General features: G+C 30.6%; 10 protein-coding genes. All 10 read right to left on the bottom strand.

Features of this window, described 5'->3' with window-relative positions; genetic code table 11:
* Window positions 1–3 precede the first annotated feature (3 nt).
* Complete coding sequence (locus KEC93_RS12300) at window positions 4–936, bottom strand: metallophosphoesterase (protein ID WP_077869255.1); 933 nt, start codon at window positions 934–936, stop codon at window positions 4–6.
* A 737-nt stretch (window positions 937–1,673) separates the two neighbouring features.
* A complete protein-coding gene (locus KEC93_RS12295; RefSeq protein WP_039769772.1) occupies window positions 1,674–2,684 on the bottom strand; it encodes an asparaginase in 1,011 nt (336 codons plus the stop codon).
* 257 nt (window positions 2,685–2,941) lie between these two features.
* Complete coding sequence (locus KEC93_RS12290) at window positions 2,942–3,670, bottom strand: amino acid ABC transporter ATP-binding protein (protein WP_012058608.1); 729 nt, start codon at window positions 3,668–3,670, stop codon at window positions 2,942–2,944.
* A complete protein-coding gene (locus tag KEC93_RS12285; RefSeq protein WP_017213116.1) occupies window positions 3,654–4,316 on the bottom strand; it encodes an amino acid ABC transporter permease in 663 nt (220 codons plus the stop codon). Before KEC93_RS12285 ends, KEC93_RS12290 begins: the two co-directional genes overlap by 17 nt.
* A gap of 15 nt (window positions 4,317–4,331) precedes the next feature.
* Window positions 4,332–5,114: a transporter substrate-binding domain-containing protein gene (locus KEC93_RS12280; protein WP_077869256.1), complete on the bottom strand. Its 783-nt coding sequence runs from the start codon at window positions 5,112–5,114 to the stop codon at window positions 4,332–4,334.
* Window positions 5,115–5,594: 480 nt separating this feature from the next.
* Window positions 5,595–6,380, bottom strand: coding sequence for a transporter substrate-binding domain-containing protein (locus tag KEC93_RS12275; protein WP_065417362.1), 786 nt, complete (start codon window positions 6,378–6,380; stop codon window positions 5,595–5,597).
* Window positions 6,381–6,548: 168 nt separating this feature from the next.
* Window positions 6,549–7,217: a GntR family transcriptional regulator gene (locus KEC93_RS12270; RefSeq protein ID WP_065417363.1), complete on the bottom strand. Its 669-nt coding sequence runs from the start codon at window positions 7,215–7,217 to the stop codon at window positions 6,549–6,551.
* A gap of 1,046 nt (window positions 7,218–8,263) precedes the next feature.
* Window positions 8,264–9,736 (bottom strand): L-fucose/L-arabinose isomerase family protein, encoded by a 1,473-nt coding sequence (locus KEC93_RS12265; protein ID WP_111944686.1) that lies wholly within the window; start codon window positions 9,734–9,736, stop codon window positions 8,264–8,266.
* Between the two features lie 282 nt (window positions 9,737–10,018).
* Window positions 10,019–10,642 carry a DUF4867 family protein gene (locus KEC93_RS12260; protein WP_077870070.1) on the bottom strand — a complete coding sequence of 208 codons (624 nt, stop codon included), beginning with the start codon at window positions 10,640–10,642 and terminating at the stop codon, window positions 10,019–10,021.
* Between the two features lie 327 nt (window positions 10,643–10,969).
* Window positions 10,970–12,961 (bottom strand): transketolase, encoded by a 1,992-nt coding sequence (gene tkt, locus KEC93_RS12255; protein WP_111944685.1) that lies wholly within the window; start codon window positions 12,959–12,961, stop codon window positions 10,970–10,972.
* Between the last annotated feature and the right edge of the window lie 301 nt (window positions 12,962–13,262).

Genomic DNA, 13,262 nt, shown 5'->3' with positions numbered 1-13,262 from the left:
ACTCTAAAACTGTTTTGCATAATAAAAGTACTTTTCTAAATTTTCAGGACCTCCAATTATAGTTTTATTAATGTATAAAACATCTTTACTATCAACTTCTATAGCCCACTTAATTAATGATATTTTACCACCTGTTAATTCAATACAAGTTACTGCTGATGGAAACACACAGCAGCCATCATTGAAATAAATCCCCTCATCTGCTTCAGGAAATATATCGTTGTGAGTATGCCCGCAGATTATAACTTTTTTCTCCTTACGAGCTAAATGTCCAAGTATATGATCTATTTTTGTTCCTTTATCATAATTACTTGCTGGACTAGTTGGAGGTTTAAACCCTGCAACTCCCTCCATAAATCTCCATACATGTCTTACTAGAAACCTGCTAGTTTTCCACATCTCACAATTAATAAAATCTACTTGATGCCCATGAAATGCAATTATATCCTCTTTTGATGGCATATATCTAAGTATAACTCCTTCATAAAAAGTTATATTAGAATATAAGTTTATCATCTCACGTCCAAAGCCATTTCCGGCATTTGCAAAAAGTCTTTCTTGCCGTTTTATGAATTCTGGGTTAGCTTTTACTATATCATGATTTCCGTATACCAAACACAACCTATTATCATCATAAAAGTCATTAAGCATTGAAAAAACATCTTTATAATTATAGGCGATATCTAAACAATCTTTATTTTTCCATAATTCATCACCATCACCTAATTCTATTAAAGTATATCCATTTTCATAATAAAATCCAAGAGCAGCTTTATAAATATTTCTGTTTTGTCTTAAAGAATCAGCATACCCACCGTCGCCCCTATGAACATCACTTATAAATACTATTTTAGATTTTTCATCAAATTCAATTAATTTACCATTTTTATATAACCTCTTAAAAAAGTCATTGCTTTCTGTGCATTGTTCTTTCATATAAAAAGCCCTATAACATTATATTGATTTCATTTATTATATGAATACGAAGTTTTATTTGATGACTAAAATATTTCTTAATATCCAAATTTAAAACTGTATTTACGTGATAACTTACCGAAATCATAAATATTTTGATTCCGAAAAGCTATGAAAATATCGCTGAAGGTTCTAAGCAGCAGGTTGTATCCACTTTAGCATGCTCCCACTTTTCTACTGAAGCTCGACTCATTACATTCGCTGAGGAAGTTCGAGAACCCAAAATAAAATTTTGGACTCTCACTTCACAAGCTAAAATGGAACAACTGTTAGCGGAAACTCGACTCACGTTCGTTCACTGAGTAAGCGATTCTCACCAAATCAAAGATTTGGGTTCTCTGCTTAAGAACCTTTAACAGCTCATTTTCAAATGTTTTCTACACAAATATATTTATGATTTCTAATGAAGATATGAACTTAAAATCTTAGCCCCCTATAAGCCAGCACTTTGGGTGCAAATTTATAGTCTTAGAATTACCCATCAAAATAACCTAGAAACTGGAACAAAAGTATATTATTCATTTCGGTGAGTTATACGCATAAGTATAGATTATAGTTGGGTTATCTATAAATAAAAAGGTAAAGATAGTATTTTTATAAACTATCTTTACCTTAAGTATAACTTTTTCAATTAGTATGAGATCTATGAAACATTTTATAGCAAACTACATTTAGTTAAAATTTTTATAATATTTGAATTAATACTCTGCAAATATTCTTTTTATTTCAGAGTAGTCTTTAGTCTTAGTAAGTGCCAGTGTAAGTAATATCCTAGATTTTGGAGGTGATAATGTATAACTTGGAATGCAATTTGAGTATTTATCTATAGTTGAATCTGTTAATATTATACCGTTTCCTATTCTTGAAGATCTCACAACTGGAATCCCCTTTGTTTCAAGATTCCTGATTTCTTCCAACCAATTTGAGCTGAAAGTACCACTTCCCGCACCCGCTATTACAATTCCTTCCGAGTTTTGAGCAAAGTAGTCAATAATCGAAGGATCAGCGTCAATATGGAAATATGCGATAGAAACCTTAGGCAGCTCAGTTAATCCTGTAACATCAAATTGTGAATAAATTGTATGTGGTTTTATTGACTTATTAAAAAAGAATGGTATATTGTCTCTCATGTAACCAAGGCATCCAAATTCAATTGAGTTAAAGGCATTTGTTTTAAAGGTGTTGATTTTTTGGACATTTCTTCCACTATAAATTCCATCTGAAAAAACAACCATTGCTCCATGCCCTCTTGATAAATCGCTAGCAGCTAATGCTACTGACTGATATAAATTTAAAGGTCCATCTGCACTTGTTGCAGTTGAAGGTCTCATTGCTCCTGTTAGTACGACTGGTTTATCTGTTTTAACTGTTAAATCTAAAAAGTATGCTGTCTCTTCTAATGTATCAGTACCATGGGTTATTACAAAGCCATCGACATCGTCTTGCTTTGAAAGTTCATTTATTCTATTGGCAAGAGTTAACCAATGATTCATAGTTATATCATTACTATCAACATTAGCAATCTGCTCACCATATATATTAGCTATTTTATCAAGATTTCTGACACTACTAACTAGCACTTCTATATCTATGTTACCTGCTGTATAATTAGTAGTCTTCCCCTCTTCTCCCGTACCAGCTATAGTTCCCCCAGTAGCTAGAATTATTATATTTTTTAATTCAGAATTTTTCGGATTAATTTGTATCATTTTTATCCTCCCCAATTTCTATGTGCTATATTTTCTAAAACAATAAATCGAAAATATAATGTACTTCTTTATATATTTTAACGAGTTAGTGTATAGATTTATTATTCTACTTATAATACCTAATAAATATAAATTATAGCATATTAATAAATAAATCAAGTAAAAAACCATGAAAAATATATAAAAAGAACATTGTTTCTCAATGTCATTAAATATTGAAATTGAAACAATGCTCTTTATTTCTCATATAATAAATTTTAATTGTTAATTACTTTATCTAAGAACTCTTTACATCTATCGCTAGTAGGTGCAGTGAATATTTCTTCTGGAGGACCTTCTTCAACTATATATCCTTGATCCATAAATATAACTCTATCAGATACATCTCTAGCAAAATTCATTTCATGAGTTACTACAACCATTGTCATTCCTTCTTGAGCTAAATCTTTCATAACCTTAAGTACTTCACCAACCATTTCAGGATCTAGTGCAGAAGTTGGTTCATCAAATAACATTATCTTAGGATTCATTTCAAGGGCTCTGGCAATTGCAACCCTTTGTTTTTGTCCCCCAGATAAAGTATCTGGATAAACATCTTTTTTATCTTTTAATCCAACTTTGTCCAATAATGAAAGAGCTTTTTCAGTTGCTTCAGCTTTGTTCATCTTCTTCAATTCTAAAGGTGCTAATAACATATTTTGAAGAACTGTTAGGTGTGGGAATAAATTAAAAGATTGAAACACCATTCCGATTTCTTCTCTTAATTTATTTATGTCCTTATTATTTACAAGCTCTTGGCCTAGTATTGTAATACTACCTGCTTGAATTTCTTCTAAACCATTAAGACATCTTAAGAAAGTACTCTTTCCTGATCCTGAAGGACCTATAATGCAAAGAACTTCACCTTCTGTAACATTTACTGATATATCTTTAAGAACTTCTAATTGTCCATAACGTTTTTTAAGATTCTTAGCGCTTATTACCATAGCTGATTTTCCTTTCTATATAACTTGATATTAAAGTCAATACTGTTATTACTATAAAATACATACAAGCTACAATTGCATACATCTGAAGTGCCTTAAAGTTTCTCGCAATAATAATTTGTCCTGACGATGTAAGTTCTCTTATACTAATAACTGTCAATATTGATGTATCCTTCAATGTAACAATAAATTGATTTAATATAGATGGAATCATAATCTTAACAGCTTGAGGTAAAATTACCTTTCTCATAGCCTTTGAGTAATTAAGTCCCAAACTTCTTGCAGCTTCCATTTGACCATTATCTACAGCTTGTATTCCTCCTCTAAATATCTCAGCCATATAAGCTGTTGCATTTACTGTAAGAGTTATTACACCTGCAACTATAGGGTCAAATCTTATACCAAATGCCTGTCCAACACCAAAATATAAGAATAAAGCTTGAACCATAAGTGGTGTTCCACGGACAATGTAGATATATATTGTAGATATACCTTTTAAAATTTTTGAAGTACTTATGCTAAATATTCCTAAAATTATCCCGAATATAACTGCTAATATTAATGATATTACTGCAACTTCAATTGTTACTGAAAGCCCACTTAATAAACTAGGCAGACTATCTTTTAGTAATTGAAAAATCTCCATTTTTAATTCTCCTTACTATTTTCCTATATATTGACCAACGATTTGGTCATACTTTCCACTATCTTTTAATTTCTTTAATCCTTCATTAAATTTCTTTAATAAATCTTGATTTTCACCTTTTTTAACTGCAAATCCATAATTTACAGCATCTAATTTATCTCCAACAATTTTTAACTTTGCTCCATTATCTACTTTAATCTTGTATGCAATAACTGGATAATCTTCCATTAGGAAATCAGTATTTCCATTTTCCACAGCTTGGAACATTGATGGAGAATCTTCAAAATAGCTTAAATTCAATCCATATTTTGATTCGTTATCTTCAGCAAATTTTGCTCCTGCAGTTCCTTTTTTTATTGAAACACTTTTTCCATTTAAATCATTAACACCATTAATTGACGTGTTATCCTTATTCGTAACTATTGATAATCCTGATACAAAATATCCATCTGAAAAATCTAATGTTTGTTTTCTTTCATCTGTTATAGTAATAGCTGCTATAGCTCCATCCAATTGATTAGCTGTAAGCCCTGGAATTATTCCGTTAAAATCCATTGGTTTTAATTCATATTCAAAATTTTCTTCTTTTGAGATTGCATCTAAAAGTTCTACATCTATTCCTTTATATTTTCCACTGTCTTCGAAAGAGAATGGTGCAAATTTTGCATCACATGCAATCACATATTTTTTATTTCCTTCACCTGATCCTGTATCACTCTTTGATGCACCACATCCAGTCATTAGCCCTATAGACATTACTGATGCTAATAAAATACTTAATAATGATCTTTTGTTCATTTTTCCTTGCCCCTTTGCAATATTTATTTAATTTTAATTAAAAAATCTAATTTATTGCACTCTGGAAAAACTATTCCACACAATAAATTTCAAATGATTTTTTTACTTCATTATGAAACTTATTATATAGTTTAATTCAAAAACTGTCAATGCATTAAGTATATGTATAAATATAACAAGACATATAACAAAATAGTTATACCTAATATATATGCGCATTTATAGGCAATATTTACTGTTTGAAAACAAAGATTTTACAAAAGCTATGTTTTTCTAATTATGAATCAAGCGATACATTCTCCTTCATTTTTGATATTTAATACTTATTTTATGAATTAAGTTTTTATTTCAGTTTCAAATTCAATTTTAATAGGAAAAAGCTATAAATTAGAAACATCGTTTCCTAAGTTCATAGCTTTTTATTTTAAAATAAACTCATAGCTTATTTTAATCATTAGTAGTTCATATTTTATCTACTATTTATTTAGCAATATATTGATCAACGATCTTATCATATTGCCCATTTTCTTTTAATTTTTTCAAACCTTCATTGAATTTCTTTAATAAGTCTGCATTCTCACCTTTTTTAACTGCGAATCCATAGTCAACATTTGTTAGCTTATCTCCTGCAATTTTTAATTTTGAATCAGGATCTACCTTAATTTTATATGCAATAACAGGATAGTCTTCTAATAAGAAATCACAATTCTTATTTTCAACAGCTTGGAACATTGATGGAGAATCATCAAAATAGCTTAGATTTAATCCATATTTTTTTTCATTATCTTCAGCAAATTTTGCTCCTGCTGTACCTTTTTTAAGTGATGCATTTTTACCTTTTATATCATCTGCACCTTTTATATCAGTGTTATCTTTATTAACAACTAATGATAGCCCTGAAACAAAATATCCATCTGAGAAATCTAAAGATTGTTTTCTTTCATCTGTAATACTCATACCTGCAATAGCACCATCTAATTGATTAGATGTAAGTCCAGGAATTATTCCGTTAAAGTCCATTGGCTTTAAATCATATTCAAATTTCTCTTCCTTTGCAATTGCATCTAAAAGTTCTACATCTATCCCTTTATATTTTCCATCTTCCTCAAAAGAGAATGGTGCATATTTAGCATCACATGCAATTACATATTTCTTGTTTCCATCACCACTTTTTGCTGAATCATTTTTTGATGACCCACAACCTGCCATTATACCTACTGTCATAACTGATGCTAGTAAAATTCCTACTAACGATTTTTTGTTCATTTTTTTTCCCCCTTAATTAATTAAAAAAGTATTTTATTAATAATTCTTATTTTATAATAAGTTAAAATTTTTATACATTCTTTGTAAATATAGAAGTTCTTATCATACTTTTACATTCAAAAAGCAAAACTCTTCTTCTAACTAAAAGCTTACCCTAAACTTTACTTCTTATACTATAATGCTTTCATTAGTATTTACTCTTGATTCTAAATGTAGAAGATGCTCTGTTATAAGTTTTTCTGCATTTTTACTATCTCTGTGAATCAGTGCTCTTGCTATATTTATATGTTCTTCTTTTTCATTCACAAACTCTAAATGTTTGCTGTCTGTCATTAGTATCCGTGATAAATTTTCCATAACTCCTTCACACATTTCAATCAGAAGAGAATTGTGAGTTGCTTTTATAATCGACATATGAAACATATCATTCAACTCATTAAACAGTGCAATCTCATTTTCCTGCGAGACTTCTGGAAATTTCGCAGCTAATTGCATTATATTTTGCAATTCCGAATCACTAGCCAGTTTTACTGCTAAACTTACAGCTACTTTTTCAAAAATAAATCTCATTTGAAAAGATTCTCTTATATTTTTCTGTGTTATAGGTTTTACTAAATAACCTTTTCTAGGTAAAGATTTAAGATATCCTTGAATCTCTAACGCTCCTAGCGCATCTCTTACAGGTGTTTTACTCACATTGTACTTATCAGCTAGTTCTGATAATGTAAGAAAATCGCCATCCTTTATTCTTTGGTTCAAAATATCTAACTTAATTTGCTTATATATTTCTTTAGCATACGACTTTTCAGCTTGACACAGATTTATCTCTCCTTTCACTGAAATTCATTGAAATCCCACTGATATATCAGCAATAATAAATAAAAAAAAGCAATAAAACACCTATATAAAATAAATGCTCCATTGCTTTATCTATGTCTTATTATATTTTATAGCACTACCATTTGTCAATATTTTATTGATATTTTTTTATATTTATCACAAAACTTATTAATATATTGAGAATTTAACAATTAATAACAAACAAATCTAGATTCTCCCCCTTATGCACTTTCTAAAAAACACATAAAATAAAGACTGAAAGCCATAAATATTATGCTTTCAGCCTATATCTTTATATAAACAGAATTAATTACATGCTAAGAACTTATCTCTATAGATAAACCACTATAATCTATACTTATGCGTATACCTCACCGAAATCATAAATATTTTGATTCCGAAAAGCTATGAAAATATCGCTGAAGGTTCAAAGCAGCAGATTGCATCCACTTTAGCATGCTCCAACTTTCCTAGAGAAGCTCGACTCATTGCATTCGCTGAGGAAGTTCAAGAACCCAAAATAAAATTTTGGACTTTCACTTCACAAGCTAAAGTGGAACAATCGTTAGCGGAAACTCGACTCACGTTTGTTCGCTGAGTAAGCGATTCTCACCAAATCACAGATTTGGATTCTCTGCTTAAGAACCTTTAACAGCTCATTTCCAAATGTTTTCTCCACAAATATATTTATGATTTCTAGTGACTATATGAACTTAAGGTTTTAGTAACTTTGTAAATATATTTATCTAATAAGTCGGATTCTTAAATTGGATAGATTTACGCTATGAAATATATCCTGACTAGAAATAAGAATTATGCTTTTGTGAAATGTTTCATTAGGAATTTGATGGCTCTGATTCTTAGATTAAAAGTTGTTCCAAGTATGCTAGTTCAAAGCTCGCCTTTGAGGCTAGCATCTTGGGTGCAACTTGTGATCTTAGAATCATCCATCATAATTTCCTTAGAAACTGGAACAACAGCATAATCCTTATTTCGGCGAGCTATATGCATATGTTCAGATCTTAAGTATAGTAAATTTTAAACTATGCAAATGGATTTTCAGTTTTGTAAAGCATACCTTTTGGTTGATTGAATCCAACTTCTTTAACACCTAAATATCTAAATAAGTTGTAAGCTGCTTTTCCAAAGTGTCCAAATGCAACTGCTCCATGATGAGGATATCTGCCTTCTACTAATACGTGACGATAGAATCTTCCCATTTCAGGAATTGCAAATACTCCTATAGCTCCAAATGAACGAGTTGCAACTGGTAATACTTCACCTTCTGCTACATAAGCTGTAAGCTCTGCATCTGCATTACTTTGTAATCTGAAGAATGTAATATCTCCTGGTACTATATCTCCTTCAAGTGTTCCTCTAGTTATATTTGGTTCTTGATTTGGTTCAAGAGCTCTTGCCATAATCATTTGGTTTTTCATTGTTCCACATGTTAATTTACAAGCTGCTGTATTACCACAGTGGAATGCCATGAATGTATCATTTAATGAATAATTAAATTTCCCTTTAACTTCTGATTCATACATATCAGCTGGAACTGTATTGTTTATATCAAGTAATGTTACAACATCTTGGCTTATGCAAGTTCCGATGTATTCACTTAATGCACCATAAATATCAACTTCACATGATACTGGGATTCCCATAGCTGTTAGACGACTGTTTACATAACATGGTACAAATCCAAATTGTGTTTGGAATGAAGGCCAGCATTTATTGGCAAATACAATGTATTCTCTTGAACCTTTATGTTCTTCCATCCAGTCTAATAATGTAATTTCATATTGAGCAAGCTTTGGTAAGATACCAGGCATTTTATTTCCTTCACCTAATTCTTTTTCCATGCTAGCTATAACGTCTGGAATTCTTGGATCATCTTTATGAGCATTAAATGCAGCAAATAAATCTAATTCTGAATTTTCTTCTATTTCAACACCTAAATTGTATAATTGTTTAATTGGTGCATTACAAGCTAAGAAATCTTGAGGTCTTGGACCAAAAGAAATTATTTTTAAGTTCTTTAATCCTAATAATGCAGTAGCAACTGGCACAAATTCTGAAATCATTCCTGCAACTTCTGGAGCTGTTCCTACTGGATATTCTGGAATGTATGCTTTAATGTTTCTTAAAGCTAAATTGTAGCTAGCATTTAACATTCCGCAATATGCATCTCCACGTCCGCCTATTAAATTATCTCCGCTTTCTTCTGAAGCAGCTGCAAACATAACTGGTCCATCAAATTCTTTAGCAAGTAAAGTTTCTGAAGTTTCAGGACCAAAGTTTCCTAAATATACAACTAATGCGTTTACTCCAGCTTCTTTAACTTCAGCTAAAGCTTTTCTCATATCCTTTTCATTTTCAACAGTTGTTTGACATTCAAAAATTTCTCCATTAAAAGCTTCTACTACTGCTTTTCTTCTATTTGCTGATAATTCCATTGGGAAACAATCTCTGCTTACTGCAACAATTCCTAATTTTACTTGTGGTATATTATTCATTGTCTAATTCCTCCATTTTACTCTGATCTTTTCATTTCATTTAATTTATAATGTCTTTCTTATTTCTTATAGTTTATTCTTATAGCTTATTCTTATAGTTTATTTAATAATTTTTATGCTTATTAAGTCTTCTTATAGTTTATTTAAATTTATTATTATCAAGTAAATATCAGCTATATTTCTTTGCTGATTTATATAATAAGCAAACATATTTAAATCATAGAGTCCATATGTCTGCTTAGATTCAAAACAAAATTATGGATTTTAATTTCTATTTATAATCTATTTTATTGAGATATTTTCTCCAACTAACCCTATAAATGCTCCTTGTTCACCTAAATCTGTATCCTTGTGACCAATTAGCCATTTATTTCTAGCAAATAATAATGCATCTTCTCCACTTTTTTCAGCCTTGTTTTCTAAAGGTAAATTTGTGTCCCTTGGTAGAACTACAACGCATCTAAAACCTTCTTCATTTACATTACAAGGTGCATAATGAAGAGTAGTTGCATATACTTCAATTGCAGTTCCAGCTGGAACTTTGAAAGCTTCAATTTTAGATGTATCATATGAGTAATCGTCTTCAATATCTTGTTGACTTCCTATAAGTAATATAAGATCAGTTGCTGCGATATTAATCTCAGATGAACGATGATATTCTACTGCATTTAACATATAGTTGTTACCATTACAGTATCCTATTTGTATTGGTAATTCTCCATATTCTCTATCTTGTAACTCTTTAGCTATAGCTAATTCTTCAAGTTCCTTAATTGATGGTTCATATATTACATCTTCTGGTAGTGGTGTACTTTTCATTTTTTCAATTATTTCTGTACAATCATAGTTTTTTAGTACTTGTCCATACTTTTTAAACTCTTTATCATTAACATTTTTAATAATCATATTAATCTCCCTTTCTTAAATATACATTTATTAAAAATCTATAAATATATTTCTAACCAATGATTTATTATTGTAGTTACATAATTTCACACTAATCTTTTCACACATCTTTATACATATCTTTTAATAATTTTAACTTTTATAATAATGAATAAATTGATTTTAATATATTTATAGATTAATTAATTTACACACTTTTAATCCAAATCTTTTTATATCTGTTTCGCTATATTTATTAATATTTTAAGGTTAAATCTATTTTTCTAAAGTTTTACTATAATCGCTAAATTTTCTCTACTATAATCGTAGATTTAATTACTGTAACTTCTATTTCTTTGCTACATTAATAGCCTTTTCAACAACATTTTCTACAGTGAATCCAAATTTCTCGAATAGGATTTCTGCTTTACCTGATGCTCCAAAAGTATCTAAAGATATAACATCTCCATCAAGACCCACATATTTGTGCCATCCAAAGCTTGTTAATGCTTCTACTGCAACTCTAGCACGAACTTTATTTGGCATAACTGATTCTTTATAAGCCTCATCTTGAGCATCAAATAATTCAAATGATGGCATACTGATAACTCTTGCATCTATTCCTTTAGTTTCTAATTCAGCTGCTGCTTTGTATATTAATTCTACTTCTGAACCTGATGCCATTAAAAGTACATCTGGAGTTTCTTTCTTAGAATCTTTTAAGATATATCCACCCTTTAATGCTCTCTTAGGACATCCATCATATAGTGGTAACTTTTGTCTTGTTAATACTAATGATGTTGGAGTAGTTCCATTAGTTACAGCATAGTACCAAGCTGCTGCAGTTTCTTTTGAATCTGCTGGTCTAAATACTGTCATGTTTGGCATACTTCTAAGAGCTGCTAATTGTTCTATTGGTTCATGAGTTGGCCCATCTTCCCCTACTCCAATACTATCATGTGTTAATACATAAGCTACTGGAAGATTCATAAGAGCTGATAATCTCATAGCACCCTTCATGTAATCGCTGAATACAAAGAATGTTGCACAGAATACTTTAAGTCCTCCATGAGCATACATTCCGTTAGCGATAGCTGCCATAGCATGTTCTCTAACCCCAAAGTGAAGGTTTGATCCGCTTCTATCTTCTGCTGAGAAATCTCCTCTATCGTTCATATGAGTTTTGTTAGATGGAGCTAAATCTGCTGATCCTCCAATGAAGTTTGGAATTAGTTTAGCTAATCTATTTATCATTATTCCTGAAGATTCTCTTGTAGCCATTTCTTTATCAAATCTCCAAAGTTCTTCATTGTTTAATAAAGCTTCTTTATCAAGTTCCCCACTCATCCATTTAGTATATTCTGCTGCAAGTTCTGGATAAGCTTTTGCATATGATTTAAACAACTCATTCCAAGCTTCTTCAGTCTTTTCGCCTTTTGCTATGTGTTCATTCATATTTGTATACACTTCGTCTGGCACGTAGAATGCAGGCTCAGTCTTCCATCCTAAGTTTTCCTTCATAGCAATTACATTGTCTGCTCCTAAAGGTTCACCATGTGCTGAAGCTTTTCCTTGTTTTGCTGGGCATCCAAAACCAATTTGATTTTTAACTATTATAATAGAAGGTTTTGTTGTTTCTGCTTTAGCTGCTTCTATTGCTTTTTCTATTGTATCTATATCATTTCCATCTGCTACATTTAGTACTTGCCATCCATAAGCTTCGTATCTCTTAGCTACATCCTCTCTAAATGCTATGTCTGTATTTCCTTCAATTGAAATATTATTTGAATCATATAATACGACTAATTTTCCAAGACCTAAAGTTCCAGCAAGAGATGACGCTTCTCCTGAGATACCTTCCATAAGGCATCCGTCTCCAACTATAGCATATGTATAGTGATCAACTACGCTATAATCTGGTTTATTGAATTTTTCTGCAAGATGTGCTTCTGCTATAGCAAAACCTACTGCATTACAAATACCTTGTCCAAGTGGTCCTGTTGTTATTTCAACACCTTTTGTATGACCAAACTCTGGATGTCCTGGTGTTAAACTTCCGAATTGTCTAAAGTTTTTAATATCTTCAACTGTAAGTCCATATCCAAATAAATGTAGCAATGAATATTCAAGCATTGAACCATGTCCTGCTGATAATACAAATCTATCTCTGTTATCCCATTCAGGGTTCTTTCCATTATGATTCATCTTTGTCCATAATGTATAAGCCATTGTAGCTGATCCAAGTGGTAAACCTGGATGTCCTGATTTTGATTTTTCAATAGCATCTGCTGATAATACTCTTATTGCGTTAATAGATAATTTATCTAATTCTCTACTCATCTTTATCCTCATTTCATAGACATATTTTTTTATAAGTTCTTAGTTGTGCTAATTAAGTCCCATGCTGCGCTTCGAATTCATTTCAAACCTGAAATAATCTTAGCTATCCTTCATTATCTTTTCAAAAGGTTCCTATTTTACCACACCTTTTGAAGTTGTTTTATGTTTTCATTTATAAATTCTTAAATTCCTATATTCTTAAATTCTTTCATTCTTATATTCTTATATTCTTAAGAATATATATTTTTATCTCTGTCATTTGGAACATGAATAAATCATAAATGATAGTCATACTTTTGCG

Source organism: Clostridium beijerinckii (assembly GCF_018223745.1).
In the GTDB taxonomy this organism is placed as follows: domain Bacteria; phylum Bacillota; class Clostridia; order Clostridiales; family Clostridiaceae; genus Clostridium; species Clostridium beijerinckii.
Note: the sequence above shows the minus strand (reverse complement) of the source record. Positions and strands in the feature narration are given on the sequence as shown.

Coding starts and splice junctions, on each gene's coding strand:
- tkt (WP_111944685.1), bottom strand. CDS start 12,961: ATGAGTAGAGAATTAGATAAATTATCTATTAACGCAATAAGAGTATTA.
- KEC93_RS12265 (WP_111944686.1), bottom strand. CDS start 9,736: ATGAATAATATACCACAAGTAAAATTAGGAATTGTTGCAGTAAGCAGA.
- KEC93_RS12285 (WP_017213116.1), bottom strand. CDS start 4,316: ATGGAGATTTTTCAATTACTAAAAGATAGTCTGCCTAGTTTATTAAGT.
- KEC93_RS12260 (WP_077870070.1), bottom strand. CDS start 10,642: ATGATTATTAAAAATGTTAATGATAAAGAGTTTAAAAAGTATGGACAA.
- KEC93_RS12280 (WP_077869256.1), bottom strand. CDS start 5,114: ATGAACAAAAGATCATTATTAAGTATTTTATTAGCATCAGTAATGTCT.
- KEC93_RS12275 (WP_065417362.1), bottom strand. CDS start 6,380: ATGAACAAAAAATCGTTAGTAGGAATTTTACTAGCATCAGTTATGACA.
- KEC93_RS12295 (WP_039769772.1), bottom strand. CDS start 2,684: ATGATACAAATTAATCCGAAAAATTCTGAATTAAAAAATATAATAATT.
- KEC93_RS12300 (WP_077869255.1), bottom strand. CDS start 936: ATGAAAGAACAATGCACAGAAAGCAATGACTTTTTTAAGAGGTTATAT.
- KEC93_RS12290 (WP_012058608.1), bottom strand. CDS start 3,670: ATGGTAATAAGCGCTAAGAATCTTAAAAAACGTTATGGACAATTAGAA.